Genomic DNA, 24,981 nt, shown 5'->3' with positions numbered 1-24,981 from the left:
CCGAAGGCTATACCCGCGGCACGCCGAATGTCTGGTCGGCCATGTCCTATGACGCCGAGCTCGGCCTCGTCTACCTGCCGACCGGCAACGCGACGCCGGACTTCTGGGCGGGCGAGCGCACCGAGCTCGACGACAAATACTCCTCGTCCATCGTCGCGGTGAACGTCGCCACCGGCCGGCCGGTATGGACCTATCAGACGGTCCATCACGACCTGTGGGACTTCGACGTACCGGCCCAGCCGGTGCTCTACGACATCCCCAACGCCGACGGCACCACCACGCCCACGGTGGTGACCGTGTCGAAGACCGGCATGATCTATCTCTTGAACCGGCGGACCGGTGAGCCGATCGCCCCCATCGAGGAGCGTCCCGTCCCCCAAGGCAATGTCGAGGGCGAACGCTATTCGCCCACGCAGCCCTATTCGGTCGGCATGCCGATGATCGGCAACCAGACGCTGACCGAGGCCGACATGTGGGGCGCCACGCCCTTCGACCAGTTGCTCTGCCGCATCGCCTTCAAGGGCATGCGCCACGAAGGCGTGTTCACCCCGCCCGGCCTCGATCCGGCGCTGCAGTTCCCCGGCTCGCTCGGCGGCATGAACTGGGGCTCGGTCTTCATCGATCCGACGAAGAACTATATGTTCGTCAACGACATGCGGCTCGGCCTCGCCAACTACATGATCCCGCGCGACCAGGTGAGAGGCGGCAGCGGCATCGAGATGGGGGTCGTGCCGCAGCTCGGCACGCCGTTCGGCGCCATGCGCGAGCGGTTCCTCTCCGAGCTCGGGATTCCCTGCCAGGCGCCGCCCTTCGGCACGCTGTCGGCCATCGATTTGAGGACCCACCGGCTGGTCTGGCAGGTGCCGGTCGGCACGGTGGAGGACACCGGGCCGCTTGGGATCAGGATGGGCCTGCCGATCCCGATCGGCATGCCGACGCTCGGACCGACGCTGGCCATTCGATCGGGCCTCGTCTTCATCGCCGGCACCCAGGACTACTACCTACGTGCCTTCGACAGCCGCACCGGCCGGGAAGTGTGGAAAGCGCGCCTGCCCGTCGGCAGCCAGGGCGGGCCGATGAGCTACCGCTCGCCCAAGACCGGCAAGCAGTACATCATCGTGACCGCGGGCGGCGCACGCCAGTCGCCCGATCGCGGCGACTATGTCATCGCCTACACACTGCAGTGAGAGACCAAGGGCCGCCGCGGAGTATTTCCTCGGCGGCCTTCATTTCAGGAACGACCATTCATGCACCGCGCCGCGCCATTCGCAGATCAGTCGACCCTCTGGCAGCAACTGCGCGACTTCTTCGTCCTTGCTCCCATGTCGCCGCCGGCGTTGAGGGAAGCGCTGAAGATGGGCGCCACATCCTCGGCGACCGTGCTCGTCGCCTGCCTTCTCTTCGGTCCCGAACTCGGCCCCGTCGCCCTGTTCGGCTCGATGCTCGCCCAATGGGAAGCCGGACGGCCGCTGGTTCCGCGCATCCTGTGTGCGCTCATCGTCGGCGCTGTCATGACCGGCTCGATGGCGCTTGGCGTGTTCATCGCACCTTATCGGTTTCTGATCGCTCCCGTGGTCGCCGCCGTCGTCGTCATCACCACCACCGCCTACTATTCGTTCCTACTGACCCGCGGCCCGGGCCCACTGCACCTGTTCTACGCCGCTGCCATCGGCAGCTATTTCGGGATGTTTCCGCAGGTCGCCTGGCCGAGCGTGGCGATCACCGCGTTTTCGACCGCACTCACCGGCCTCCTGACCCTCATGTCCCTGATCCCGGACCGCTATCGCCCGGACCGGCAGGCGCTCGCAGCAGCCGAAGACGCCGTCGCCACCTTCGAGGCGGCGATCGCCGGGGCTGAAGCGCAGGACCGACTGAGGGCCCTGCGGCACGCCGCCTACACGGCGGTCAACCGCGGCTGGCTCACGCTGCAATCGGCCCGGCTCGGGCCGTTTGGCCGCGAGGAAACAGCGAAGTTCGCGCCGGACCTCTTCGCCGTCAATCGGCGACTGGCCCATCTCGCTGCACAGCGGAACTACCCTGGCGCCCGGCTCGGCGAGGAACCGGCACTGGCCGTACCGTTGCGCGGCCATCCCGGCCTCGGATTCCTGTTCCGGCACGGCTTTCGTCGCCGCTCCGTCGCATGGTTCACCGCCTGGCGGGTCGGGCTCGCCACCGCCATCGCCGGCCTGGTCGCGGAAGGCGTTGGCCTCGGCCATCCCTATTGGGCGATCCTCACCGCTGCTCTCGTCCTGCATCTGTGGATCGGGCGCATCGCCACCACCGTCCGCGCGCTGAGGCGGGCCGCCGGCACCGTTCTCGGTCTTGCCCTCGTGGCAGCCGTCGCCTGGGTCGATCCGAATCCTTGGGGCGTCGTGTTCCTCATCCTGGGCTGCATCATGACGATGAACATCCTGTTGCCGCGCAACTATGCCCTTGCCATCGCGTTCGTGACGCCCATGGCGCTGCTGTCCATCGAGGCGACCGGCCATGGTGGCACGATCGGGGAACTGCTCGGAGATCGCCTCATCGAGACCTTCCTCGGCGTCGGTATCGCCATCTGCGTGACCTATTTCACCGGACGCCATACGCCGCGTCTTCTGGTCCGGGATCAGATCCGCCGGACGATAGACGCCATTCACAAGACAATGCTCGTCATCGCGGCTGGCAGGGTCCTTCGATCGGACGGCATCAAGGCGAGAGCGGCGCTCCAATTCGAATTGCTCACCACGACCGCCATCCTCACCCGTGCCACGGCCGACAATCCGAGCCTTGCTGCCTGGCACGATGTGGAGGTCGCCTTGATCGATCTGGGCTATGCTGTCATGAGCGCCTGCTGGATCGCGGACGCCGCACATATGCTCCCCATTGGGAAGGCGATCTTCGAGTTGGACCACCTTGCCCGGTCGCTACCCGATGTGAACACGGATGACGACGATCCGGCGGCGATCTCGTCAGCGCTGGACCGGATAGATCGGCTGCTGAAGTCCTCCGGAGAGGAAAGCCACGCAGAGGATCGTGCGCCGTAAGGCATTGCCATCTCCCCGAGCATATGGCGCTTCGTCCCTCACGACGGATACCCTCTCTGCGCCGGGCGCCGTTCCATCTCGCTTCCCGATTGGATGGAATGAGGGATAAGATGCCATTATAATTGCTCATTCTGGAAACTCAGGTGGACCGTCTCGACTGCGATCGCATGTTCGTCGCCGTGCTCGACACCGGCAGCTTCGCTACCGCCGCGCGGCGCCTCGGCGTCAGCAGTGGCCAGGCGTCCAAGCTCGTCTCGAAGCTGGAGACAGACCTCAGCGTCCAGTTGCTCAAGCGCACCACGCGGGCGCTTTCGCCGACCGAGGTCGGCCAGGCTTATTACGAGCGCATGAAGGCGCTGCTCGAGGAATTCGACACGCTGGATGCCTCCGTCCGCAACGCCTCCGGCGCACCCGCCGGGCGCCTGCGGCTGACGGCGCCGATGTCTTTCGGCACGTTGCAGCTCGCGCCGGTTCTTCTCGACTTCGCACGCGCCTTTCCCGACATCCAGCTCGACGTGGGTTTCTCCGACCGCGTGGTGAACCTGATCGACGAGGGTTTCGACGTCGCTGTCCGGATCGGCAATCCGGTGGACAGCAGCCTGATCGCGCGCAAGCTTTACGATGCGCGGATCGTCGTCGTGGCCGCATCCAGCTATCTCGAGCGCTATGGCGAGCCCCTGCGCGCCGACGACCTCGTCCGGCACGACTGCATCATCGACTCCAATTTCCGCGATCCCCTCAATTGGCGATTCGCACCTGCAAGTGCCGCCGGGTCGACGGTTATCGCCGTGTCCGGCCGCCTGCGCTTTTCCAACGGCGAAACCTGCCTTGCGGCAGCCCGCGCCGGGCCGGCATCAATCGCGGCACTTTCTACGAGCACGCCCGGTCGTCGGTGAATCTTCTGACGCGCGTCCTTTCCTGCGAACTGGACGCGGTGCGTCAGCGTGGCTTCGAGCAGCTTGAGCGTGACGGCCTGCTCTTGCGCGATCTGACGCGGAGCACGCTGCGCGACATCTTCAGGCATGTTCTGAAGCGCGAGGCGATCTACGGCTCGGGGCGCGGCTTCTCCAAGTTCGTGCTGCGCGTGGTGCTAGCCGAACACATTGAGCAATCCACGCTGACGATCTTTCACGAGAGCTTCGTGAAGCCGCCGATGCCGGGGCGAGAAGCGGCCGCGCTCTACGCGGCTTACCTCGCCCACGGCGCCACGGCCGCCGTCGAGGCATGGCTCAAGCTTCCCGTCCCCCGCGACGAGGAGATGCTGCTCGCCGTCATCGAAGCGATGTACCCGCCCTGGTTCGCACCGGACGCGCCTGTGCGGGATTACGGCGCAGACGTCCGCCCGCGAGCAGCGGAGAAGGCCTGAGCAGCGTGGCTGCATCGGCATCCTCGCGGCTTTGGAACGGACCATCCCAGCGGACCTGCCATAGCTTGCGTCGCTCACCGTCACCTACCATGCCTCGCGCTTCGTCCTGCTCTGCGAAACCCTCGAATCGGCATCAAGAGGGCCGACGAGGGCATTTGGATCGTCAGCTTCATGCGCTACGATCTCGGCTTCATCGACTTGGAGCAGAAAACCTTGCGACCCCTTTGGGCCGGGGGGTCTCACCCATTTCTTAGGTACAATACGTCACCTATCTGTCCGGGCCGGACAGCAGAAAACTGGCGCGAGCGAAGGGATCCGAATCCTCGACCCAACCTTGGCAAAGAAGAGACATAGAATGGTTCGCTTCACCGGAGATGAAGCGAACCAGATTTTCGACACTCTGGCAGATTAGGAACAGGTTTTAAAGGATACGTCGCTGGCTCGACCCACGCCTCCTTCGTTGTGAGGTGCGGCCATGTCCGACATCCCGAAAAATCCGGCGCGGATGATCCCGCACCGAAGAGAGCCGCCCCGTTCAGCATCCGCCTGACGGAAGATGAGCGCGAGCGCCTGATTCAGGCTGCGGGCGGGATTCCGCTCGGCAGCCACATCAAGGCGACGGTGCTCGGCCATGCCCCGCCGATCCGCCGCCGCGCCTCGCGCCTGGCGTCCAGACCACAGAGGGCGTCGAATCGGGAAGTGTCATCGACCGTAATGATAGAATATTAGTGCACTTTACGCTATCTACTCTGGAAAAACCGTACCGATTGTCGCCGAATAAAAACGAACGATAAGATCTCATTGTCAAATTATTCATGAAAGTCTGAAAATTTACTTGAATTTTCCAGTGACATAAATATTACTTACTATATTGAGGCTTGAGGATCACTCAATCCCCGCATAGTCCCGCAATCAACCTCTCACAGACCATAGAGCGCCTCCAGATCCTCATCTGAAAGCTGCGAGTAGCGAGACAGGTCTTCGCCTCGGGCAATCTCGAAGGCCCATCGCTGAACGATGATCTCCATCTGTGACCAATACCCAAACTGGGAACCACACCGGACGTCCGCCTCAAGCGCTCGGTGCAGGGTTGTCATAGCATCGAGGATCATGGCGACATCACAGGTATCCGGAGCGATCGCGCCACCTTCAAGGCGCTCGCAAAGAGCAGCGGCCTCGTCGAGTTGTTCAGAAATTTCCATTGGCGGCCAGGCTGCATACCGCACCATCGGTACCGCGGCTGAGCGGGCAAGGTGGAGGAGGCAGTGGCGCTTCACGCTGCTGTCAGACAAGATATGGATTCGTCGTTCATCGTTGGCGGCAGCAGCGCCAATCTGATCGGCCCATGCCCTTGCAACCTCGAACTCATCAAGCCGGAAACAATGCGCGGCCTGGGATAGCGTTGGCCTGTTCCACAAGCATAGTGCAGGCGGCCGTGGCCAGGTTCGGACCGCCCAAACCGGCTCCGGGCAGGCGATGTGCAACGCACCGTCCACGACGATGAACGTTTCAGCGTAGAGAGCCTGTGCTCGTCCCCTCTCGCAATCTTCCGATGACTCCTGAACCACAGGCCCTCGCCACCCACGCTCTGCGACCCAGGCTGCGAAGGTGTGAAGCGACAACGCGCTACTTTCTCCCTCCAGGCTCGATGCGACATTCCAGCGGCTGTTGGGGGTGGGAAAGAAACACGGATCGAAATCGACCGCAGCATGCGCGACAAGTTTGCCGGCGCCGGTAAAGCGCTCCGAGACCTCGCGCTGGAAATCCTTCACTGACAACGGCTCGCCATTGGACCGTCGGCGAGCCGGCCGGAACAATCGGCCGTTCCAATCGAATAGAGTGGATCGCGGTTGCCGACGTTCGATAACGATGGCCGGATGGATCTCAGAAGCCGAGAGCTCGGGAACAAGCACATCGGTATAGGCCCGCACGTTCACGCGATCGGGAATCCGATGTCTCCGGGACGGGAGCACGGTTGCGGTGTAAGAGAACGGCAGGCTCATCAACAATGTCTGATCCTCGGTTGCCTTGCCATGATAGCGATTCGTTTGATTTCCACGTCACGAAAGGAGGTTTCCCACATCACCAACTGGATTGCCGCTGCGATGGTGACGTCACGCGCCAACTTACGAGGCAGGAATTCTCGTCCCCCCGTTACTCCCGCAATATGAATCGCGTTTATGAGCGCGTACGTTACGGGGGGAAGCTGGCGGTTTTGAAGGCACTGGCACCGAACGGCCGGGTTTTGACGATCTGCCTCGACCCAATCGACAGGGCTTGTTGGCGCGCCAAGTTACCCGGCTCCGGTTATCCTTGAACAAGAGATTCCTTATTCAAGTTTAGCCGCCGCCTGAGGTCAGCATCCCCGCCCCCTGGGCGCAGTCCGACCCGGACGTGACGACTCCAATCGAACCGTCCTCGCGGGGGACGACGATGATCTTCATCGCGCGATCCAGCGTCCCGAGCATCATCGTCCCGTTCCACTCGGCCTTCCCGCGATACCTCAGCACGCGCTCGCGGCCGCCCCGGCGAGGCACGGAGCATTCCATCGTCACCGTCCAGCCGGCGCCCTGCTTGCGAGCCGAGATGACGGTGGAGCGGTTGTTGGCGTGAACCTCCGCGCCCCAGGTGTAGGCCTCTGGCGAAAGCTGAGCGGCCGCGGACGTGGCGAGGAGAACGGCGGCGAGGATGGGCAGCGTCTTCATGTCTTGGTCCCCCACAACTGTTGCGCCGCTTCGATCATCTGCTCCGTCGAGATCTCGCCGACGATCCAGCGCTCCGTGAGCGAGAGGTATTCCGGCGTCGGACGCCTGCCGCCCGTCCACATGCTGCCGATCGCTTCCCGCGCGGCCTCTCGCCGGCGCGCGACCTCCAGGTCGGTATCGACGGGCTCGGGCGTCGGGACGTAATCGCGATACGCGTCCGCGAGCCGCCGCCATTCCTCTTCGGTGATTTCCTTTCGCGGCATGCCGATTTCCTCTTGTGCCTTGCACCTGCACACACCGTGCGCACGATTCGGGCGCAGGTCGGCCCGAAGTCAGCGCCACCAGGGGCGCAGGTGCGCATCATTCAATCTCGTCACCCGGGTCGGGCGGGACGTCCGGCGCATTCTCAAGCAGCGCGATGATCGCGGCCGGACCGCCCGGTTCGGCCGCGACGTCCTGGAAATGGGCGCGGATGCGATCGACGAGAGTTTCGTCGACGACGAAGCTGCGCAGATTTCCGATGCGCCGGGGCGAGTGCCAGGGATTATCGAAGGGCACGATCAGGGCCCCGGCCTCGCCCGCCTGCATGCGGCGACGCCCCTCGCCGGTGACGAAATAGGAGACTGTCACGGGGATGGCGTGCCGATCCCTATCGTCGGGGCCGACCAGTCGGATCGGCGGGGTGTAGGCCTCGATCAGGGTGCCAACCGAGCCCGGGCGAAGCCTGTTGTAAGCTGGCCGCGGGACAACGATCTCGACGCCGAGCGCGGCGAGGGCCGGCAGCAGGCGGAAGTCCCGGACGTTAAGCAAGGCTTCGACGTCGGCGATCACGATGAAGCTCATGTCTCGCCCTCAAGCTCGCGCCGCCGCCGCTCCATCATCTCGGGCAAGGCCTCCGCATAGACTTCGACTGAGATTTCGCCGCGGCGCAGGCGGGCGACCATCTCGGCTTCGCCAACATAGTATTTCGACGGCTCGCGCTCGATCCAGGTGAGGCGATACTCAGCCATCCACACGCGGGCTCGCCTGTCCGCTTCGCCCGAGAGAACCTCCGGGGGGATGCGGTAGACCTCGACGATGCGCTCGTCGTTCCAGCCGAGCTCACGGAAAACCGGGGCGACGTAGATCCAGATCTGCCGCCCCGCCTCGACAGGATCGCCACGGTTCTCGGCCCGGATGACGTCTGCCAACATGTCCGCTTCCATGGCGCGCGAGGCCTTGATCCGCATCGTCCCGCCCTCGATCGTCGCGGTGATCGAGAAGGCGGCCGGATCGTCTGACGGCTCACTCATCGCCATCCTCGCGCTCGAACCGGTTGAGGCGAGCCTTCGCGCCCAAGAGGCTGATCTTCTCCGTCTTCACGCGGATCACGTCCGAGTCCGGCATCGCGTGTTCGTCGCAGGCCGCGTGCACATAACCCATGGGCGGCCGGGTCTGCCTCATTTTGGCGTCCTTGCCGCACGTCTCGCACATGCTCGCCGAGATCTCCTCGGCGGCCTCGACGAGTTGGTTGATCCGGCCAGAGGGATCGGCGCCGTGCCAATACATGCGCAGCTGCCCGAACTTCTCTTTGATCTGCGTGAACCTGAATTCCGGCTCCGCTTCCTGGTCGATAAGCTCGTTCACGGCGACGACGAGGTCGTGCCAGCCCGGCCCACACGACATCTCGCACATGAGGCGCATCGGCCATCTCTTGCGGACGCGCAGGGACCACATCTGGTCCGCCACGTAGCCCTCGGCGAGGCGCATCGCGCGGGCGAGTTCAACTTGATACGCCAGCCGGCGCTCGGCGGGGCTACGCATCGGCCTGGTCCTCGCGAGACATCGCTTCGTAGCCGTCGACGATCCACCGCAGGAGACCATCTTCGAACCTGGGGAGGACGCGCATCCCGTCGCCGTCTTCGATCACGGTCTCGATTCGGACGCCGCAGCGTCCCTCGATTCCTGCGAGCGTCAGCTCCATAGCCAGGCCGCGGAGCAGCCCGCCGCTCGTCGCAAACCGGGGCGCGGAGGAAGACGTCCGGGTTTTCGCTCGCGACGGACGCGAGGGTGTTACCGGACCTTTCGACGGCGTCGATCATCAGCCGGCTGGTTACGGGATTGAATGCGAAGGACGGGACGGGGCTGACGGTCGGGAAAGTGCGGCTCATAGCGGTCTCCATCAGTTGCGGGTGGCGAGCCGGTCACGGCCCGAAAGAAGGATCTCGACGCGGCGCCGGAGAGAGCGCATGGAGCCGGGCTTCCAGCCCTCGGCGAGGATCTCGATCTCGTCCGGCGCGAGGTCTTCGACGAAGGCGCCGGCTGCCCCGCGCTTCTCGCGGATCTCGTTGACCAGCCCCTGGGCGATTGCGGGCACGTGCTCGACGCCCGGCGCCGGGATCTCGATGACCTTGAAGCGATCTCGCAGCGGTCCGGACAGCAAGTTCGGGTTGTTCGCCGTGGCGATGAATGAGATCGCCGACAGATCGACGGAGCATTCGAGGTAGGGGTCGAAGATGGCCTTCGCCGAGGTCGGCTCCGTCATGGACAGGAGGACGTCCGCCAACGCGCCGTTGTGCCGGCTCTCGCCGCTCTTCTCGATCTCGTCGAGCACGATCACCGGATTCGCCACGCCGGCCTTGAGGATCGTCTGAAGCGGCACGCTCGCGCGCCCGGTCGACCACTGCCTGGACGTCCCTGCGAAGGCGCCATCGTGAACGCCGGCGGCGCTGTAGACCGTCGACGGGATGTCGAAGCCCTTGAGCATCCCGATCGCGGCCGAGGTCTTCCCGCACCCAGGCCCGCCGGCGAAACACAGCGGAGGCAGCCGAAACGCGCCGTCCGAGTAAACCAGGTGCTGGCCGACTTCGTCGAAGACATGGCGCATCCACGGGAAGCGAAGGCCGAGCGACAGCAGAATCTCGATCAGCGCGTTTGGCACCGGCTTGAGCGGTAGGGCGACGCCCTCGATCCTGCCGAACTCGGCGCGGGGCGTGTCCCTGCGGTCGCGCTGCGTCAGCGTGGCCTTCGGCAGGTGGTCGAGACTCGGCACGACGACCAGCGTCTGCTGCACAGGCTTGGCGTAGGCCCACTGTCCCCGGTCACGGTCGTCCTGGACCGCTTCGACGAGAGTGATCTCGTCATCCTCCTCGACGAGCACCTTCTCGGTTTCGCCGGCCCTGAGCTTTTCCTGATGAGCGGCCCAAGCCTCGATCCACGCCGACATCGACGACTGCGTCGTGCCGGCGCGATCGCGCATCTGGACGTGGAGGGCGCTGTTACGGATCTGCCTCTGGACGGCTTCGTAAGTCATTCCCGACGCCGTCTCGATCGCCGTCCGAAGCAGCCCGTCTCGGATCGGGGCGCGGGCCACGTTCGTGATCCGGTCGAGGGCCCGAAGCACGCAGCGGCCTGCGGCCGACTCGTCGCCGAGGTGCCAGAGATAAATGTCCCCGCGCTCGACGCATTCGTCGAGGCGGCCATTGTATTCGCGGCTCCACTCAGGACGGCGGCGGGAGGCTGCCTTACGCAACGCAGTCAAGTTGCCGAAGGTCGGCTTCGTCATGACCTGGCGCAGCGCGCGCTCGACGGCGGGCGGCAGCGACGGCAGGCCCGGCGGCTCCTGGTCCGCGAGGACGCGCTGCGCCCACACCGCGGCGTCGACTTGCCAAGAGTTCGCGCGCATCGGCCAGCCGGCGAGGAGCTGGACAACGGTCGCGCTGTTCTGATCGTCAAGGATGGCCAGTTGCTGCTGAGCGGCGGCGAGCTCGCCCGGGACGAGCTTGGCGATCTCGCGATCGGTGTCGTCGTATTCGCCAGTGCCCACAGCCGCCTCCGATCACTCTATGGATGACCGATTCGCACATAATGGGTGACCGCTCAAGCGACGGAATGGAATGGGCTTAACGCGCCGTTAAGCCAGCTTGGTCAGCCCTTGGGTGACCGGGACTTGTCCTTTGGGGTTTTCGCCGTCTTGAAATACTCTGCGAGGTCGGCAAGGAGCGCGGCGACGACGTCGGGGTGCAGCTGACCGGAGGTGATCTGCATCTGAAGTCTCTTAGATAGCTCTTCGCGTAGGCGCAGCGTCTGGAGCGTTTCGGCCTGATCGCGCAGCCAATTGATCAGATCTACCGGCGGCGCCCGGGTCTTCTCCTTCGGGTCACACCATCGATGCACGGTGCGGACCGCGACCTCGCAGTGTGCGGCCAGCCGGTATTTCCAGCCGGCACCGAAGACCTCGGGGCCGAGGACCTTGAGGTCGTCTTTGAGCGGTGGAAAGAGATCGCGAAGGACACCCATAGTGTGACCCTAAGCGCAGATGGTTATCGGACCGTCAACCCGCCCCGCGGCTCTTCGATCGCCGGCTCCGCTGCCTCGGCCAAACGGAGCCGGATGTCTTCGATGCTGACCGGTGCGAATCCCCAGCAGTCGACGCCTACGTCGATTGAATTTCGGGTCGCCGCGAGATTGCCGTGCGAGTGCCCGTAGAGCTGGATCGCCCCGTAATGCTGCCCGGGCCATACGCGCATCGCGTAGTGCGACATCACGATCTGAAGGCCGTCCACAGTCTTGAACTGGATCTGGTCCGTCTTCGCCCAGGGCAGCGCAAGCGTGGCGGCGGCGTCGTGATTGCCGGGCGTCAGGTGTTTGCTTCCATTCAGCTGACTGAAGATCCTGCGAACGGTCCGCGGGTCTCGCGAGATGGCAAAATCCCCGAGGTGGAAGACGAGGTCGTTTTTGCCCACGACGGCATTCCACGCCTCAATCATGTGCGCGTCCATGTCGTCGGCGGAGGCGAACGGCCTCTTGCAGTATTTGATGACGTTCGCGTGCATGAAATGCGTGTCAGCGGTGAACCAAATCTTCGACATCGTGCCTCCTGCCGAGCATCGTGCCGGTCGGCGACGCAAGGCACCAGACATGCGCTTTTTCACCCAAAGCCTCGATCTGGGTGAAAATTCGCATCGGCTTTAAAATCTGGGAAATTTCAGACAGATGAAATAGCCTGTATTTCAGGCCATCCCGGTTCGATCTCGCAGATGACCTGCCCGGTGCCGGTGACCTCCCAGCGGCGCCCATCGGGATCGTGCCGGATGATGCGGTCGCCCTCGCCGTAGTGACATGGAACGCCCAGCCGCTCGGCCTCGGCCAGCCACGGCTCGGGCAGGCCAGCGGCGGCGCGCGCGGCCTGGTCGGCGAGCACGCGGTCGACGAGGTCGAAGAGCTTCATGCCTTCAACACCCGTCCGCTCTCGACGGCGAACCGGTCGATTGCTGTCTTCGAGGCGTCAGGCGTCGTGACGTAAGCGAAGACGTCGGTGTCTCCGATGCAGTCCCTGAGATCGCCCATGAAAGCCATCTGGGCATCGAGTGAAGCGACGGCTGCGGCGACGATGTAGAGATCGCCGTTGTCTAGCAGCCGCACGACGGTTCCATCACCGAAATGGTTCTCGGCGAACTCGACGACACGTTCTTCGCCGTCAGCGATCAGCGCATGCTTGCCGCCTTCCGTGCGGCCCTTTCTCAGCCCGTCTTGAAATCCTTGGAGGTATGCGCGTTCGAGATCCGAGGTCGCATCCGTGTGATCGCCGATCTCGGCCAGAGCGGCCTCGACATCGGAAGGCTTCCCGGGATCACTCGTCATCGTCGACGCCCTGCACCAGCGCGAGGCCGCGCTCGCCCTCGCGGGCCTCCCCGACCGTGATCAGGATGTCCGCGCCGAGGCGGGTGAGCGCCTCGATCAGTTCGCCGACGCTGAACTTGCTCAGCTGCCCCCTATCCGCGAGCGCGAAGAGGTCCGCCCCGAGGCCAGTCGCCTCGGCCGCCGCGAGGGGTCCCCAGCCACGTGCCAGGAGGATCTCCGTTACCCGGCCGCATAGACGGGACTTCACGGACATCTCGGCCGGGTTGGGATAGCCTTGGTCGGTCCAGAAGCAGCCGCTTCCTCGGTGGATCGTCATTTCCTCGTCGTCGGTCATCCCGTCACAAAAGCCGGATCCCGATTCCTGCAGTCAAGCGTTGTAGGCAAATCGCCGGATTGCCTACAGGTACCCACCTCGGGCGCAGTGAGCACGCGCCGGGGTGCAGCTGATTCCCAAAACGCAAGACGAACGGCCATGCCATGCGCGAGACGCAGGATCGAGCGCGCTGAAAACGAATCGCTAGAATCAGACGTTGGCAACGCTGACTTGGGCTGGCGCTGCTTGAGGAGGCAGCATGCGACACCCCGATACCCAGCTTATCCATCACCGCGCCGCCGCGCCCGACATCGTCAAGCCGATCACGGACAACGGCGGCAAGACACCCGAGGTCATGGCGATTTTGGACAGCGTCGTGCTCGGCACGATCTCGATCCTGGCGATCCTGGACGGCCACGCACGCGTCGAGAGCGACGTGGAGACAATGGCGCGGAGTTGGGCCGACGCCGTCATGAACCGTGCCTGCCGGACCGATCTCATCGAAGGTCCTCTGGCGGGGAGCACGTGATCATGAGGAACGTCGACACCCACCGGATGCCCCTGATCCCAGGGCCGGTTTCCATCCATCGTCGGGTTTCCAGCGCGCTGACCCGGATGTCCAACCCCATCGGCCGGGTGAAGTGGAAATCGGACAGCTTCATCGCAGAAGCCTTCGAAGCCGGATACCTCAAGCGCGAAGGCAGCGGCGACTACCTCACCTCGAAGGGGATCGGCATCTGGTTCGTCGTTAACCCGCGCCCCGCTGCAGATCCCGACGCCGACCGCCGCCGGGATCTCGTCGCCTATGACGAGGTCCTCCTGGAGATGGGTCCAGAGATCGCCCTGCGCGAGGCGCGGCCTCCGCTCGAACACAGGCAGCGTGTCGACGCCGCGGTGGCGAGGATATTCTCCGACATCGGGTACAAGCCGGGCTGCGGGAAGGCGCCATGATCCGGTCTCCCTCGCTTCATCCCGAGCTCTCGCCCTTCGCCGAGGAAGGCGTTTGCGCCGCCCAACTGCTCGGCGACGGGGGAACTCGCCGAAGGCATCTGGATGCCGGATTGGATGACCGACCAGGAACTCCTCGATACGGGACTGGTCGCCCGTCACATCTTTCAGGACGGCCGCGCGACTTACTGGCTGACGGAGGCCGGGAAGGCACGGAGTTCAGCATGAGCCCCTGCTCGATCCGCACCGACGATGGCACATGGTCATGGGATCGCTGGTGCTCGATAGCGGCCGGTTACCCGCCGAACGATACGCCCGGCGGTTCGGGAGCCTCGATCGGCGCGTCCGCGAACAGATTGGGAAAGAGCCGTTCCCGATAGTCCAGCGGAAAGCCGACCCTGACAGCGCCTTTCGGCGTACTGGACTTCAGGAACCCCTCCTGCACCAGCTTCGACATCGTGTTCCTGGCCGTCCGCTCAGAGGTCTTCAGGACCACATGAGCATCGCCACGTTCGACCTGGCCGAAGCGCAGCACCGCCGCGACCAGCTTTGCGGCGCGATCGTCATGACCGAGATCGAGCAGGAGCCGGCGATAGCGATCGTTGAGCGTTTCAAACCGGAAGGCCGCCTTTGCGAAACGTACCTGATCGAGCATGACGCTCAGCATCCATTCGCAGAAATCCTGCAAGGCCTTCTCCGACAAATTGCCCCGCCCATCGCGGTCTCCCTGGCGGGGACTATCGGCATGATCCATCATGCGCTTGTACTCGCCGCGATCACGCAGCCCACGCGCCAGCCCGCGCGAGATGGACCAGAGGCCGCCGCCGCCAATGCCGGCGCGCAATGCCATGGCATGCGACATCAGGCGGCTGACGCGCCCGTTGCCGTCGATGAAGGGGTGGATGTAGTTCAGCCGATGGTGAGCGGATGCGATCGCGATCACCCGCGCGCTGGCCCAGTTTTCGGCAGCGCCGAAGCGCCGCTCGAAATGCGCCATGAAATCCGGCACACGATCCGATGACGGCGGCAGATGCCGCCCGACCTGGACATCGTCTTCCGCAGCCGACCTGAACTGGCCGGGCACGATCGGCCGCGTCGAGTTGTCCGGATGTCGGACGAAGCGGAATTCGGCTGGCATCTCCTCGTAGAAGCTCTTGTGCACCCACTTGACGAAGGCGATCGAGGTGGCGGACGGCAGACGCCCTTCGAGGAAGGCGCGATCAATGGCCCGTTGCACCAGCACATGCGCCCGTGCCTCAAGCGCGAGGGGGCGCCTCTCGGGATCGAGTTCCTGGTTCGCCAGCGCTCGTTCGATATCCCTGGGCCGGGTGTCGTGCCCCTCGATCAGGTTCGAGTAGTAGCAGTTCATCATCCGAACCAGATCGGCGAGTTCGTCGGCCGAATCGGGATGCAGGTCCCGCCCGAGGGTGGTCACCTCCTGCTGGATTTCTCCGACCAGGTCGGCAAGGACACGGGGAACCTGTTCCTCGAAGAACAGGGGCTCGATACGGCTGGGGGCTTCGACGGCATCATTAGACATTTGCCGATTATGATCAGAAACCAAGATACTGACAATGTGTGATTTTCAGGATTTTTAGGCGCCTCTCTGCCGATATTGGCTGCCGATCTGAGTTAACTGAATTGCGATCCCACTCGGCATCATTCGGCCAACCTGGCCCCGGCCGGGATCACCGATCGTCCAGCGCCGCGAAGGCCTCTTCGAGCAACGCGTCCAGCGCCTCCAGATCCAGGCCCTCGACGCGATCCCGAGCCGGTCCATGTGATCTGGGTCGAGAGCCGTCAGCAATGCAACGGCCGCTATGCGACGCCCCTGTAAGCGTCCCTGCCGTCGCCCGGCTTCGTAAGCGGCTATATAATCGGGTTGTCCGGCGACAGTTCCATGCCTCCGATTCTGTCACCAAGCGACCCGCCCCGCCAAGGTCTCCCCAACCAAATGTCGGACGAGATCGGGACGAGCAGCGCCTCAGTGCCTTGCCGACGGCGTTCCCAATTTCAGATTTCCTAAATGATAGCAATATGTTGCGCTGGCGTCCCGGAAGGGATTCGAACCCCTGACCTACGGTTTAGGAAACCGCAGGTCTGTCGCGGTTAACCCTCGTTTCGCTTTTCGTTGACTGCAGCGGCAGCCACCTGCGAATCTCGCGCCATGCAATTCGTTTTCGACCTCGGAACCGTCGACCTCAGCGACGGAATGGCCACCATCACCGCAATCGCCGGCGACGACGCCCCGCTGTCTCTTGAGACCGCGATCTGGGCGCCCGAACTCGCCGGGCCGTTGGGCTTTCCTGCATGGACCGCGCTTGACCTCCGCGGGGCGATCCGCCGGGGCGACCTTCGGCCCGAGCGGCACGGTCACCGAATCCTTGTCACCAGACGTCAGCTTGTTGAGTGGAGAGATCGTTGCCGAGCCCCGGAAAAGCCCGCGACAGAAATACCGTCCTCGCCTTCGATGAGGAACGCGGCCAGTGGCTCATCCGATTCTGGGACGAGGAAACCGGGCAGCGACGCAAGCGCCGACTTAAGTGCGGCGCAAGCGATCGCAAGGAGGCTGATCGGCAGTTCGCGGAGTTCCTCCTCGAAGCCGATCGGGCGCGAAAAGAGCGCGAGCTAGTCAGCCCGACGCCCGGCGATCCGACGCTCAAGAGGTCAGCGCTGATCTCCATCGATCGCGTGCTCGCGTTCTACGGCGAGCGGCAGATCGGGACGCCGAACCAGGAGATCGTCGGCTATCACATGCAGCGGCTCCTGCCGTTCTGGACGGGCAAGATGCTCTCTCAGATCGATGGCTCGACGTGCCGGGGTTACGTGAAGAAGCGGACGAGAGAGACCTTCACTTCGCCGGGCGCAAAGAAGGCCCGGGAGGTCACCGAATCGACGGCACGGCGCGAGCTTGAAACGCTCGGCGCAGCGGTAGGCGCTTGGCACAAAGAATACACACTCGATTCGCGGCCTTTGATCACCCTGCCGGCGAAATCGAAGGCTCATCCAGACTGGCTGACGGACGGCGAGTATGAGCGCCTCCTGCGCGTGGCGAAAGGCGGACGCATCGTCGCCGGCGACGCCAAGCAAGGCTTCGAGTGGGTCGACGACGGCCAGTCCACCGAGCATCTAGTGCGCTTCCTTGAGCTCACATTCTCGACCGGGTCCCGTGCCGGTGTCATGCTCGGCCTGGGATGGGAGCCCGATCCCGAACGGAAACGCGGACATGTCGACTTTGGCACGACGACGATCTTCCGGCTTGGCCCCGATGCTCCGGTCACGCGCAAGAGGGGCGAGCCCTGCCGTATCCCGGACCGCATCCTGCCACTGCTGCGCGCGTGGCATGCCGCCGACATGGCCGAGAAGGCGAAAGTCGAGGCAGAGGGCGGCGCGTGGGTCGACCGCATCGTGCGATATCACGGCAAGGCCATGGCAAGGATTGGGCAGGCCTTCGAGAACGCGGCGACCAACGCCCGGCTGGAGATCCGCGATATCGACGGCCGCCATAGGCTTACGGACAAAGCGCTCGGACTGCCCACGCCCCACATCTTGAGGCATTCGAAGGCAACGCTGCTGCTCCGCGCAGGTGTGCCGCCGATCGAAGTAGCCGAGTTCCTCTCGATGAGCCTGAAATCGCTCCTCGACACCTGCGGCCACACGGCGTCGGAATATCAGCGGGCGGCGGCCGCCGCCGCTTAGGTGGCCAGGCTGGCGTCTTCCAGGCCATGCCGAGCGAGTGACTGCCTCGCTCGAGCGCAAGAAGGCCATGTAGATATCGCTCGGCTTCCGATACCGCTCTTGATAGCCTAGCTTTTTCGTATCGCATTGGACGCAGTGACCGGATCGCACCCGCAGCCGATGCCCAGCCTTCGCGCACGCCGCGCCAAGCACCGCGGCCGGGCCACGATCCTTGGCGATCAACCTGATCTGCTCATTGCTTACCCGGCGGCCGTAGAGAACGTCGGTCTCACTCAGCCCCTAGCTTGTCAGGAAATCGATCTCGCTTCGCGTCAGATCTATCCATCTCCCCAATTTTTTCGCAGCATATCGCGATCGCCGGCGACTGCCAATCCTGGGGCCACGTTGGGGCCGCGAACGGCGTTTTGGGGCCACGGGGCTGCGAACGGCCATGAACGGTGCAGAACGGCTATAACCGAGAAAATCTTTTTGGATCAGGTCATTGCAGCGATAGCGCCGACCTTGTATGGATCGGAGCTCAATCGAAAAACTACGTTGACATCGTAGGGGTCACAGGTTCGATCCCTGTCGCGCCCACCATTTTCGCCCCCTGTTCTGTAAGATTTTGCAGGACGGGGGGTTTTCGTCTCGAGCCCTCTTCCCTGCCGCTCGCCCGCCGAGAGAGCTCTTCAGGAGCGAACGCGGCGCCCCACGGGTTTCCGCGCGGTCAGGAGACCGCCGGAAGAAGCGGCGCGGCCGATCCGAGAAGCCGGTCGCGAAAGGCAAGCCGCCATTCCGATGCCGATCGCCTGATGGATTGCGACTCTACCGGCGAATCGCCCCGTTGCCTTCAGGCCGCGCCCGGCCGGATGGAGCTTCAGCACCGGGAAGCAGCGCCGCCCTGCTGCCACCGTCGCGGCGGCCCGCCACGATCGAGCCTACCGCAGCAGGTTGAGATAGCGCTCCCGATCTTTGGGGGGCATGCTGGCCGGCAGCGGCGGAAGCTGGAAGCTCCAGGTCTCGGAGAACGTGCGCCCTTCCAGCTCCAGCGCGGCGCGCAATTCGGAGGCCTTGGTCGAATCCTTCACCTTGACCCGGTAGGTCAGGCGCCAGCCCTGGATGGCGGGGTTGGGCTGCAGCACCGTCCCGACGATCTCGACATTGTCGTTGGCGCTGATGCGCGCCACGACCGGCGCGTTGCCCGGCAGGTCGCGCAGCCCCTCGCCCTTGAAGTCGACCAGGAAGGCGAGCGTGCCGTCGGCGGCGCGGATCAGGTTGGACTGGTAGATCTCGCCGGTCGAGCGCAAAGTCTGCCAGACATGGGCCGGGCCGTCCTTCATGATGGCGGGCTCGTCCATGGTCCAGTGGATGCGGTAGTCGAACTGCATCGCATGGCCGACCTCGGGCAGCGTCTCGGGCGACCAGAAGGCGACGATGTTGTCGTTGGTCTCGTCGGCGGTCGGGATCTCGACGAGGCGGACATGCCCCTTGCCCCAGTCGTTCCGGGGCTCGATCCAGGCGCTCGGGCGCAGATCGTAGCGGTCCTTCAGATCCTCGTAGCGCGAGAAGGCGCGGCCGCGCTGCAGCAGGCCGAAGCCCTTCGGATCCTCGACCGCGAAGCTGCTCAGCGCCACCATCGGCGGGTTGTTGAGCGGGCGCCAGATCCATTCGCCGGCGCCGGTATGGATCGCGAGCCCGTTGGAATCGTGGATCGCCGGGCGGAAGTTGTAGGTCGGCGGCGGCTGGTTGGGCCCGAACAGGAACATGCTGGTCAAGGGCGCGATGCCGAGCACCTCCGGCGTCGTTCCGGCGCGCCGGAAGATCCGCGCCTTGACGTCGAGCAGCGTGTCGGAGCCGGGCGTCAGGGTGAATTCATAGGCGCCGGTCGCGCGCGGCGAATCGAGCAGGGCGTAGAAGACGAGCGACTTGTCACCCGGCCCCGGACGGCGGATCCAGAACTCGCGGAAGGCGGGGAACTCCTCCGGGATCGACAGGCCGGTGTCGATGCCGAGCCCACGCCCGGACAGCCCGTAGATCTGGCCCTTGCCGACGACGCGGAAATAGCTCGCGCCCAGCACGCTCATGATCTCGTCGTCCTTGCCGGGCTGGTTTACCGGATACATCACCCGGAATCCGGCCCAGCCGAGCTTGCTGGTCTGCTCGCGGTCGAAATGCAGGTCGCCGAAATCGAAGCGGCCGGGATCGTAGGGGATCTCGTGCACCGCGTCGTCGACGATCTCGCTGATCCTGACCGGCGTGTTGAACTGCATGCCCTGGTGGTAGAAGGCGAGCTTGAACGGCGTGCCGAGCTCCGACCAGGCGAAGCGGTCGCGCCGCGGCTGCATCTTCTGGTAGTCGAGGAACTGCATCTTGCTGAAGACGTCGGGCAGATTGCTGGCCGGAGCGGCATAGGGCGCCGCCGCCATCGCCCTGGCGCGGGCGACCACCTCGTCCAGCCCGAAGCCGGGACGTTCCTGAGCCGGGGCCGGGCCGGAGAAGGCCAGCACGCCGGCGAGCATGGCCCCCAGGGACAGGGCGCCGGATTGCCGTCGAGTCAGACCGTTCCCGGGCGAAATCGACGTGGATCGGGCCGAGGAAGGCCGGGCCGGGTCAGAGGGTCCGGCCGCGGGACGGGTCGACAAGTTCACGGAAGCTCCCTTAAATACCGGATGACAGGATGGTACGCGCCCGTCCTGCCTGGCAGTGGCGCGTCCGAGACAAATGCCCATCATGGGGACGAGGGTCAAGGAATCAGCCCCCAGCGATTCGACCCGCGTCCGCGCCCCCGCCAACCACGATCGAAGTGAACGAATCAAGCATGGATAATCGAAACGGTGTGCCGGTCGTCGACGGGCGAGAGGAGGATTCCCGCACGGAGACGAACAGGAGCGGTCTGTCCCGGCGGCAGGCGCTCGGCGCCCTCGCCTCGGCCGCCGCGGCGGCGGGAATGGCCGGCAGCCCTGCGGCGGCAGCGCCGAAAAAGCCGGGCAAGCCGACGGGCCCCGCCGCCAAGGAGGCCTTCATCGACGACCTGATCGCGCGCATGACTGTGGACGAGAAGGTCGGGCAGCTCCGCCTGATCAGCATCGGCCCCGAGATGCCGCACGCCAAGCTGATGGACGAGGTCGCGGCCGGGCGCATCGGCGGCTCGTTCAACACCGTCATCCGGCGCGACAATCGGCCGCTGCAGGAAGCCGCCGTCAAGCGCAGCCGCCTGAAGATCCCGCTGTTCTTCGCCTATGACGTGGTGCACGGCCACCGCACCACCTTCCCGATCCCGCTCGCGCTGGCGGCGAGCTTCGACATGGCCGTGATCGAGCGGATGGCGCGCGTCTCGGCGATAGAGGCCAGCGACGACAGCATCGACATGACCTTCGCACCGATGGTCGACATCAGCCACGACCCGCGCTGGGGCCGCACCTCCGAAGGCTTCGGCGAGGACCCCTATCTGGTCAGCGAATGCGCCCGCGCCAGCGTGCGCGGCTTCCAGGGCGCCGCGCCCGACAAGCCCGACACGATCATGGCCGCGGTCAAGCATTTCGCGCTCTACGGCGCGGTCGAGGGCGGGCGCGACTACAACACGGTCGATATGAGCCCGCTGCGCATGCACCAGGTCTATCTGCCGCCCTACAAGGCCGCGATCGACGCCGGCGCCGGCGGCGTCATGGTCGCGCTCAACTCCATCAACGGCATTCCCGCGACCTCGAATGTCTGGCTGCTGCAGGACCTGCTGCGCAAGCAATGGGGCTTCAAGGGCGTCACCGTCAGCGACCACGGCGCCATCACCGAGCTGACGCGGCACGGCGTCGCGCGCGACAACCGCGAGGCGGCCAAGCTCGCCATCAAGGCCGGCATCGACCTCAGCATGGCCGACCAGATCTATCTCGCCGAGCTGCCCGGGCTCATCGCCTCGGGCGAGATCAAGATGGCGGAGATCGACGCCCGCGTCCGTGAGGTGCTCGGCGCGAAATACGATCTCGGCCTCTTCGCCGATCCCTTCCTGCGCATGGGCAAGCCGGAGGACGACCCCGCCGACGACAAGGCCGAAAACCGGCTGCACCGCCAGCCGGCCCGCGAGATCGCGCGCGAGACCATCGTGCTGCTGGAGAACCGCAACCAGACCCTGCCGCTGAAGAAGCAAGGCACCATCGCGCTGGTCGGGCCGCTGGCCGATTCCGGGCTCGACATCCTGGGAAGCTGGTCGGCCCAGGGCGTGGCCGAGCAGGCGGTCACGGTGCGAGCCGGCATCGAGAAGGCGATCGAGGGCAAGGCGAAGCTCCTCACCGCCCGCGGCTCCAACGTCCTCGACGACGAGAAGGTCGTCGAGTACCTCAATTTCCTGAACTGGGACAAACCCGAGGTCGTCCAGGATCCGCGCCCGATCGAGACGATGATCGAGGAGGCCGTCTCGGTCGCCAGCCAGGCCGACGTGGTGATCGCGGTCGTGGGCGAGGTGCGCGGCATGTCGCATGAATCCTCGAGCCGCGTCACCATCGACATGCCCGGCTCGCAGCGCCGGCTGCTCCAGGCCCTGAAGGCGACCGGCAAGCCGCTCGTCGTGGTGCTGATGAACGGCCGCCCGCTTGCGATCGGCTGGGAGAAGGACAATGCCGACGCGCTGCTGGAGACCTGGTACACCGGCACCGAGGGCGGCAACGCCATCGCCGACGTGCTGTTCGGCGACCACAACCCCTCGGCCAAGCTGCCGATCAGCTTCCCGCGCTCGGCCGGCCAGATCCCGACCTATTACAATGCGCTGCGCATCGGGCGCCCCTTCACGCCGGGCAAGCCGGGCAACTACACCTCGCAATATTTCGAGGAGGAACAGGGGCCGCTCTATCCCTTCGGCTTCGGCCTGAGCTACAGCCGCTTCACGCTCAAGGACCTGAAGCTCTCGGCCACGCGCCTGAAGCGCGGCGAGACGCTCGCCGCCGAGGCGACGCTGACCAATGAGGGCAGCTATGAGGGCGCCAATATCGTGCAGCTCTACATCGCCGACCCTTTTGCCTCGATCGCGCGGCCGGTGAAGGAGCTGAAGGGCTTCCAGAAGATCACGCTCAAGCCCGGCGAAAGCCGGGTGGTGCGTTTCGAGATCGGCGAGGACCAGCTCAAGTTCATCAACGCCGATCTCAAGGAGGTGGTCGAGAACGGCCGCTTCGACGTGCAGATCGGCCTCGATTCCCACGATGTGCTGGTGCAGAGCTTCGAGCTGGTCTGAGGGATGTCGGGCAGGCCCCTCACGCCTCGCTCGGCACGCGCTCGCGCACGAAGCGGCGCAGCAGCGCCTCGAAGGCCGAGAGCGCCGGCGGGACCGAGCGGCCGCTCGGCCGGATCATGACGATGTCGCGGGTGATCGCCGGCTCGACCAGCGGCTTCGCCACGATCGAGGTCGGCGCCACGGCGCGCGCATAGGTCGGCAGCACGGCGATGCCGAGACCGGCCTCGACCAGCGCCAGCGCCGTGGTGATCTGCGCCACCTCATAGGCCGGCCGGAGCGTGATCTGCGCGCTCTCGTAGCCGACCTCGACCAGGAGCCGGATGCCGCTGTCGCGCGTCAGCGTCACCAGCTCCTCCTCGGCGAGTTCGCGCCACGCCACGGCCTCCCGCCCGGCAAAGCCGCTGTCGCGGCCGCAGAACAGCATCAGGCTGTCGCGCGCCAGCGGCAGGCGCTCGATATTATCCTCCAGCGCCGAGAAGGTGCCGATTCCGCAATCGGCCTTGCCGAAGCGCACCGCCTCGACCACGAGGTCGTTGCGGGCATCGAGGATCGTCACCTGCAGGCCGGGATGCTTCCCGCGCAAGGCCGCGATCGCCGGCGGCATGATCACCGCGGCGAGCAGCGGCGGCACCGCCACGACGATGCGCCCGCGCCGGCGCTCGGCCAGGCCGTTGGCATTCTCCACCGCCGTGTCGAGATCGGTCAGGATCTTCACGGCCGCGCCATGGAACTCGCGCCCGCCCTCGGTCAGCTCGACGCGCCGCGTCGTCCGGTCGAGCACGCGGATGCCGAGTTCGCGCTCCAGCTCGCGCACGAGCTGGGAGAGCGCCGGCTGCGCCATGTGCAGCCGCTCGGCCGCCTTGGTGAAGGTGCCCTGCTCGGTCACGGCGAGGAAAGCCTGGATCTGGCGCAGCGTGATCGCCATGGGCGCTCCGATTTATAAGAACAGCTTCCCAATTCATACGAATGTTGCGAGTTGCCGTATAGCCCGCCCGTGCCATCATCGTCATGCCGCCTCGATGACGATGCGGTACGGCGCGGGCCGGCGGCTGAGGGGTCTGCGCGATGGACAGGCCGCCCGCGCGTCTCTCCGCCGCGGGCTCGGGAAGCGGGAACAGGCTTGATGAAATACGCCAGGAAGGACGCCAAGGCCTATGCCCGCGCCCATATGAAGGGCATCTGGGCGGCCGCGCTCACGCCGTTTAGCGATACGCTCGCCATCGACGAGGACGGCTTCAGGCGGAACATCCGCCACTGGCTCGACGAGCTGAAGATCGACGGGCTGTTCATCGCTGGCAAGCAGGGCGAGTTCTTCTCGATGTCGATCGAGGAGCGCAAGAAGAGCTTCGAGCTGGCGGTCGAGGCCGCGGCTGGCAGGGGTCAGACCATCATGTCCTGCTCCGACCAGAACATGGACGTGGTGATCGACCTCGCCCGCCACGCCCAGAAGGTCGGCGCCGACTACATCGTCGTGCATGCGCCGATCCTGCATTTCTTCAAGGCGCAGGACGAGACGCTCTACGAATACTACCGGACCATCGCCGGGAAGGTCGATATCGGCATCGCGCTCTGGAGCCACCCTGATTCCGGCTATCTGATGAGCCCGCAGCTCTGCAACCGGCTCGCCGATATCGAGAACGTCGTCGCGATCAAGTACAGCGTGCCGCGGCCGATGTATGCCGAGCTGACGCGGCTGGCTTCCGACCGCATCCTGGTCAGCACCGCCTCCGAGGAGGAGTGGCTCGACAACATCCTGGAGCTGGGCTGGCAGCTCTATCTCTGCTCCTCGCCGCCCTATCTGCTCCAGACGGCCCATGATCTGCGCATGCGCGAATACACCGACCTCGCCTTCCGCGGCGAGGCCGGGAAGGCCCGCGCCGTGCGCGACAGCCTGAACCCGGTGCGCGAGGCGCTGCGCGGCACGCGGCCGGCCGAGAAGCCGCATGCGCACCAGAAATACTGGCAGGAGCTGCTCGGCCAGGTCGGGGGCCGCGTCCGGCCGCCGATGCTGGAGCTGACCCAGGAGGAGAAGGCGGCGACGCGGGCGGCCTTCGAGGCTTGCGGGCTGAAAGCCGGCCCGCCGCTGGCGAAAGCCGGCTGATCGA

At 65.2% G+C, this 24,981-nt stretch carries 26 protein-coding genes, 1 tRNA gene and 1 pseudogene; 10 read left to right on the top strand and 18 right to left on the bottom strand.

Going from position 1 to position 24,981, the window contains the following annotated elements; genetic code table 11:
• The first annotated feature begins 41 nt into the window (after positions 1-41).
• The 5 genes and pseudogenes from ACWH43_RS04305 to ACWH43_RS04285 form a co-directional block, all read left to right on the top strand.
• A complete protein-coding gene (locus ACWH43_RS04305; protein ID WP_446325286.1) occupies positions 42-1,187 on the top strand; it encodes an outer membrane protein assembly factor BamB family protein in 1,146 nt (381 codons plus the stop codon).
• Between the two features lie 60 nt (positions 1,188-1,247).
• Positions 1,248-3,026 (top strand): FUSC family protein, encoded by a 1,779-nt coding sequence (locus tag ACWH43_RS04300; protein WP_260348789.1) that lies wholly within the window; start codon positions 1,248-1,250, stop codon positions 3,024-3,026.
• A gap of 143 nt (positions 3,027-3,169) precedes the next feature.
• Positions 3,170-3,922 (top strand): LysR substrate-binding domain-containing protein, encoded by a 753-nt coding sequence (locus ACWH43_RS04295; protein WP_260348797.1) that lies wholly within the window; start codon positions 3,170-3,172, stop codon positions 3,920-3,922.
• On the top strand, positions 3,919-4,392 hold the full coding sequence (locus ACWH43_RS04290; RefSeq protein WP_260348799.1) for a hypothetical protein: 474 nt from the start codon (positions 3,919-3,921) through the stop codon (positions 4,390-4,392). The genes ACWH43_RS04295 and ACWH43_RS04290 overlap by 4 nt, the downstream gene beginning before the upstream one ends.
• Positions 4,393-4,518: 126 nt before the next feature.
• Positions 4,519-4,617: pseudogene (locus ACWH43_RS04285) on the top strand (transposase); the annotation flags it as partial.
• Positions 4,618-4,800: 183 nt separating this feature from the next.
• On the opposite strand, the gene ACWH43_RS04280 reads toward ACWH43_RS04285, so the two are convergent.
• The 14 genes from ACWH43_RS04280 to ACWH43_RS04215 form a co-directional block, all read right to left on the bottom strand.
• Complete coding sequence (locus ACWH43_RS04280) at positions 4,801-5,025, bottom strand: hypothetical protein (protein WP_260348801.1); 225 nt, start codon at positions 5,023-5,025, stop codon at positions 4,801-4,803.
• Positions 5,026-5,312: 287 nt separating this feature from the next.
• Complete coding sequence (locus ACWH43_RS04275) at positions 5,313-6,395, bottom strand: hypothetical protein (RefSeq protein ID WP_260348804.1); 1,083 nt, start codon at positions 6,393-6,395, stop codon at positions 5,313-5,315.
• Positions 6,396-6,731: 336 nt separating this feature from the next.
• Positions 6,732-7,097, bottom strand: coding sequence for a hypothetical protein (locus tag ACWH43_RS04270; RefSeq protein ID WP_260348807.1), 366 nt, complete (start codon positions 7,095-7,097; stop codon positions 6,732-6,734).
• Positions 7,094-7,360: an antitoxin VbhA family protein gene (locus ACWH43_RS04265; RefSeq protein WP_260348810.1), complete on the bottom strand. Its 267-nt coding sequence runs from the start codon at positions 7,358-7,360 to the stop codon at positions 7,094-7,096. The genes ACWH43_RS04270 and ACWH43_RS04265 overlap by 4 nt, the downstream gene beginning before the upstream one ends.
• Before the next feature lie 97 nt (positions 7,361-7,457).
• A complete protein-coding gene (locus ACWH43_RS04260; protein WP_260348812.1) occupies positions 7,458-7,940 on the bottom strand; it encodes a hypothetical protein in 483 nt (160 codons plus the stop codon).
• Positions 7,937-8,389 (bottom strand): hypothetical protein, encoded by a 453-nt coding sequence (locus tag ACWH43_RS04255; protein WP_260348816.1) that lies wholly within the window; start codon positions 8,387-8,389, stop codon positions 7,937-7,939. Before ACWH43_RS04255 ends, ACWH43_RS04260 begins: the two co-directional genes overlap by 4 nt.
• Complete coding sequence (locus ACWH43_RS04250) at positions 8,382-8,900, bottom strand: hypothetical protein (RefSeq protein WP_260348819.1); 519 nt, start codon at positions 8,898-8,900, stop codon at positions 8,382-8,384. Before ACWH43_RS04250 ends, ACWH43_RS04255 begins: the two co-directional genes overlap by 8 nt.
• Entirely contained in the window at positions 8,893-9,060 is a 168-nt protein-coding gene (locus ACWH43_RS04245; RefSeq protein WP_260348825.1) for a hypothetical protein, read from the bottom strand. Before ACWH43_RS04245 ends, ACWH43_RS04250 begins: the two co-directional genes overlap by 8 nt.
• A 198-nt stretch (positions 9,061-9,258) precedes the next feature.
• A complete protein-coding gene (locus tag ACWH43_RS04240; protein WP_260348828.1) occupies positions 9,259-10,902 on the bottom strand; it encodes an AAA family ATPase in 1,644 nt (547 codons plus the stop codon).
• Between the two features lie 101 nt (positions 10,903-11,003).
• Positions 11,004-11,375 carry a hypothetical protein gene (locus tag ACWH43_RS04235; protein ID WP_260348830.1) on the bottom strand — a complete coding sequence of 124 codons (372 nt, stop codon included), beginning with the start codon at positions 11,373-11,375 and terminating at the stop codon, positions 11,004-11,006.
• Between the two features lie 23 nt (positions 11,376-11,398).
• Positions 11,399-11,947 carry a metallophosphoesterase gene (locus tag ACWH43_RS04230; protein ID WP_260348833.1) on the bottom strand — a complete coding sequence of 183 codons (549 nt, stop codon included), beginning with the start codon at positions 11,945-11,947 and terminating at the stop codon, positions 11,399-11,401.
• A 116-nt stretch (positions 11,948-12,063) separates the two neighbouring features.
• Positions 12,064-12,306 (bottom strand): hypothetical protein, encoded by a 243-nt coding sequence (locus tag ACWH43_RS04225; RefSeq protein ID WP_260348835.1) that lies wholly within the window; start codon positions 12,304-12,306, stop codon positions 12,064-12,066.
• A complete protein-coding gene (locus ACWH43_RS04220; protein ID WP_260348837.1) occupies positions 12,303-12,719 on the bottom strand; it encodes a hypothetical protein in 417 nt (138 codons plus the stop codon). Before ACWH43_RS04220 ends, ACWH43_RS04225 begins: the two co-directional genes overlap by 4 nt.
• Positions 12,709-13,053 (bottom strand): helix-turn-helix domain-containing protein, encoded by a 345-nt coding sequence (locus tag ACWH43_RS04215; protein ID WP_260348841.1) that lies wholly within the window; start codon positions 13,051-13,053, stop codon positions 12,709-12,711. The genes ACWH43_RS04220 and ACWH43_RS04215 overlap by 11 nt, the downstream gene beginning before the upstream one ends.
• Positions 13,054-13,291: 238 nt before the next feature.
• Between ACWH43_RS04215 and ACWH43_RS04210 the strand changes: the two genes are divergently transcribed.
• Both ACWH43_RS04210 and ACWH43_RS04205 read left to right on the top strand, forming a co-directional pair.
• On the top strand, positions 13,292-13,561 hold the full coding sequence (locus ACWH43_RS04210; RefSeq protein WP_260348847.1) for a hypothetical protein: 270 nt from the start codon (positions 13,292-13,294) through the stop codon (positions 13,559-13,561).
• 2 nt (positions 13,562-13,563) lie between these two features.
• The gene (locus ACWH43_RS04205) at positions 13,564-13,983 is read left to right on the top strand and encodes a hypothetical protein (protein ID WP_260348853.1); all 420 of its coding nucleotides are present in this window, start codon (positions 13,564-13,566) and stop codon (positions 13,981-13,983) included.
• A gap of 292 nt (positions 13,984-14,275) precedes the next feature.
• Here ACWH43_RS04205 and ACWH43_RS04200 read toward each other — a convergent pair whose 3' ends face one another.
• Both ACWH43_RS04200 and ACWH43_RS04195 read right to left on the bottom strand, forming a co-directional pair.
• Positions 14,276-15,520 (bottom strand): Fic family protein, encoded by a 1,245-nt coding sequence (locus ACWH43_RS04200; protein WP_448153406.1) that lies wholly within the window; start codon positions 15,518-15,520, stop codon positions 14,276-14,278.
• 506 nt (positions 15,521-16,026) lie between these two features.
• Positions 16,027-16,096, bottom strand: a tRNA-Arg gene (locus tag ACWH43_RS04195).
• A 305-nt stretch (positions 16,097-16,401) separates the two neighbouring features.
• Between ACWH43_RS04195 and ACWH43_RS04190 the strand changes: the two genes are divergently transcribed.
• On the top strand, positions 16,402-17,679 hold the full coding sequence (locus ACWH43_RS04190) for an integrase (protein ID WP_260348860.1): 1,278 nt from the start codon (positions 16,402-16,404) through the stop codon (positions 17,677-17,679).
• Between the two features lie 917 nt (positions 17,680-18,596).
• On the opposite strand, the gene ACWH43_RS04185 is transcribed toward ACWH43_RS04190, so the two are convergent.
• Entirely contained in the window at positions 18,597-20,177 is a 1,581-nt protein-coding gene (locus tag ACWH43_RS04185; RefSeq protein WP_158444286.1) for a glucan biosynthesis protein G, read from the bottom strand.
• A gap of 299 nt (positions 20,178-20,476) precedes the next feature.
• Here ACWH43_RS04185 and bglX point away from each other — a divergent pair, with 299 nt between their 5' ends.
• Complete coding sequence (gene bglX, locus ACWH43_RS04180) at positions 20,477-22,876, top strand: beta-glucosidase BglX (protein ID WP_158444287.1); 2,400 nt, start codon at positions 20,477-20,479, stop codon at positions 22,874-22,876.
• A 19-nt stretch (positions 22,877-22,895) separates the two neighbouring features.
• On the opposite strand, the gene ACWH43_RS04175 is transcribed toward bglX, so the two are convergent.
• Positions 22,896-23,801: a LysR family transcriptional regulator gene (locus ACWH43_RS04175; RefSeq protein ID WP_158444288.1), complete on the bottom strand. Its 906-nt coding sequence runs from the start codon at positions 23,799-23,801 to the stop codon at positions 22,896-22,898.
• Positions 23,802-23,999: 198 nt separating this feature from the next.
• Between ACWH43_RS04175 and ACWH43_RS04170 the strand changes: the two genes are divergently transcribed.
• Positions 24,000-24,977 (top strand): dihydrodipicolinate synthase family protein, encoded by a 978-nt coding sequence (locus tag ACWH43_RS04170; RefSeq protein WP_158444289.1) that lies wholly within the window; start codon positions 24,000-24,002, stop codon positions 24,975-24,977.
• The last annotated feature ends 4 nt before the right edge of the window (positions 24,978-24,981 follow it).

This window comes from Allobosea minatitlanensis (assembly GCF_964020775.1).
Note: the sequence above shows the minus strand (reverse complement) of the source record. Positions and strands in the feature narration are given on the sequence as shown.

What these genes read in the sequence shown, in the direction of transcription:
- ACWH43_RS04305 (WP_446325286.1), top strand. Translation starts at nt 42, where the DNA reads ATGTCCTATGACGCCGAGCTCGGCCTCGTCTACCTGCCGACCGGCAAC.
- ACWH43_RS04300 (WP_260348789.1), top strand. Translation starts at nt 1,248, where the DNA reads ATGCACCGCGCCGCGCCATTCGCAGATCAGTCGACCCTCTGGCAGCAA.
- ACWH43_RS04280 (WP_260348801.1), bottom strand. Translation starts at nt 5,025, where the DNA reads ATGGCCGAGCACCGTCGCCTTGATGTGGCTGCCGAGCGGAATCCCGCC.
- ACWH43_RS04275 (WP_260348804.1), bottom strand. Translation starts at nt 6,395, where the DNA reads ATGAGCCTGCCGTTCTCTTACACCGCAACCGTGCTCCCGTCCCGGAGA.
- ACWH43_RS04270 (WP_260348807.1), bottom strand. Translation starts at nt 7,097, where the DNA reads ATGAAGACGCTGCCCATCCTCGCCGCCGTTCTCCTCGCCACGTCCGCG.
- ACWH43_RS04265 (WP_260348810.1), bottom strand. Translation starts at nt 7,360, where the DNA reads ATGCCGCGAAAGGAAATCACCGAAGAGGAATGGCGGCGGCTCGCGGAC.
- ACWH43_RS04260 (WP_260348812.1), bottom strand. Translation starts at nt 7,940, where the DNA reads ATGAGCTTCATCGTGATCGCCGACGTCGAAGCCTTGCTTAACGTCCGG.
- ACWH43_RS04255 (WP_260348816.1), bottom strand. Translation starts at nt 8,389, where the DNA reads ATGAGTGAGCCGTCAGACGATCCGGCCGCCTTCTCGATCACCGCGACG.
- ACWH43_RS04250 (WP_260348819.1), bottom strand. Translation starts at nt 8,900, where the DNA reads ATGCGTAGCCCCGCCGAGCGCCGGCTGGCGTATCAAGTTGAACTCGCC.
- ACWH43_RS04245 (WP_260348825.1), bottom strand. Translation starts at nt 9,060, where the DNA reads ATGGAGCTGACGCTCGCAGGAATCGAGGGACGCTGCGGCGTCCGAATC.
- ACWH43_RS04235 (WP_260348830.1), bottom strand. Translation starts at nt 11,375, where the DNA reads ATGGGTGTCCTTCGCGATCTCTTTCCACCGCTCAAAGACGACCTCAAG.
- ACWH43_RS04230 (WP_260348833.1), bottom strand. Translation starts at nt 11,947, where the DNA reads ATGTCGAAGATTTGGTTCACCGCTGACACGCATTTCATGCACGCGAAC.
- ACWH43_RS04225 (WP_260348835.1), bottom strand. Translation starts at nt 12,306, where the DNA reads ATGAAGCTCTTCGACCTCGTCGACCGCGTGCTCGCCGACCAGGCCGCG.
- ACWH43_RS04220 (WP_260348837.1), bottom strand. Translation starts at nt 12,719, where the DNA reads ATGACGAGTGATCCCGGGAAGCCTTCCGATGTCGAGGCCGCTCTGGCC.
- ACWH43_RS04215 (WP_260348841.1), bottom strand. Translation starts at nt 13,053, where the DNA reads ATGACCGACGACGAGGAAATGACGATCCACCGAGGAAGCGGCTGCTTC.
- ACWH43_RS04210 (WP_260348847.1), top strand. Translation starts at nt 13,292, where the DNA reads ATGCGACACCCCGATACCCAGCTTATCCATCACCGCGCCGCCGCGCCC.
- ACWH43_RS04205 (WP_260348853.1), top strand. Translation starts at nt 13,564, where the DNA reads ATGAGGAACGTCGACACCCACCGGATGCCCCTGATCCCAGGGCCGGTT.
- ACWH43_RS04200 (WP_448153406.1), bottom strand. Translation starts at nt 15,520, where the DNA reads ATGTCTAATGATGCCGTCGAAGCCCCCAGCCGTATCGAGCCCCTGTTC.
- ACWH43_RS04185 (WP_158444286.1), bottom strand. Translation starts at nt 20,177, where the DNA reads ATGCTCGCCGGCGTGCTGGCCTTCTCCGGCCCGGCCCCGGCTCAGGAA.
- bglX (WP_158444287.1), top strand. Translation starts at nt 20,477, where the DNA reads ATGGATAATCGAAACGGTGTGCCGGTCGTCGACGGGCGAGAGGAGGAT.
- ACWH43_RS04175 (WP_158444288.1), bottom strand. Translation starts at nt 23,801, where the DNA reads ATGGCGATCACGCTGCGCCAGATCCAGGCTTTCCTCGCCGTGACCGAG.
- ACWH43_RS04170 (WP_158444289.1), top strand. Translation starts at nt 24,000, where the DNA reads ATGAAATACGCCAGGAAGGACGCCAAGGCCTATGCCCGCGCCCATATG.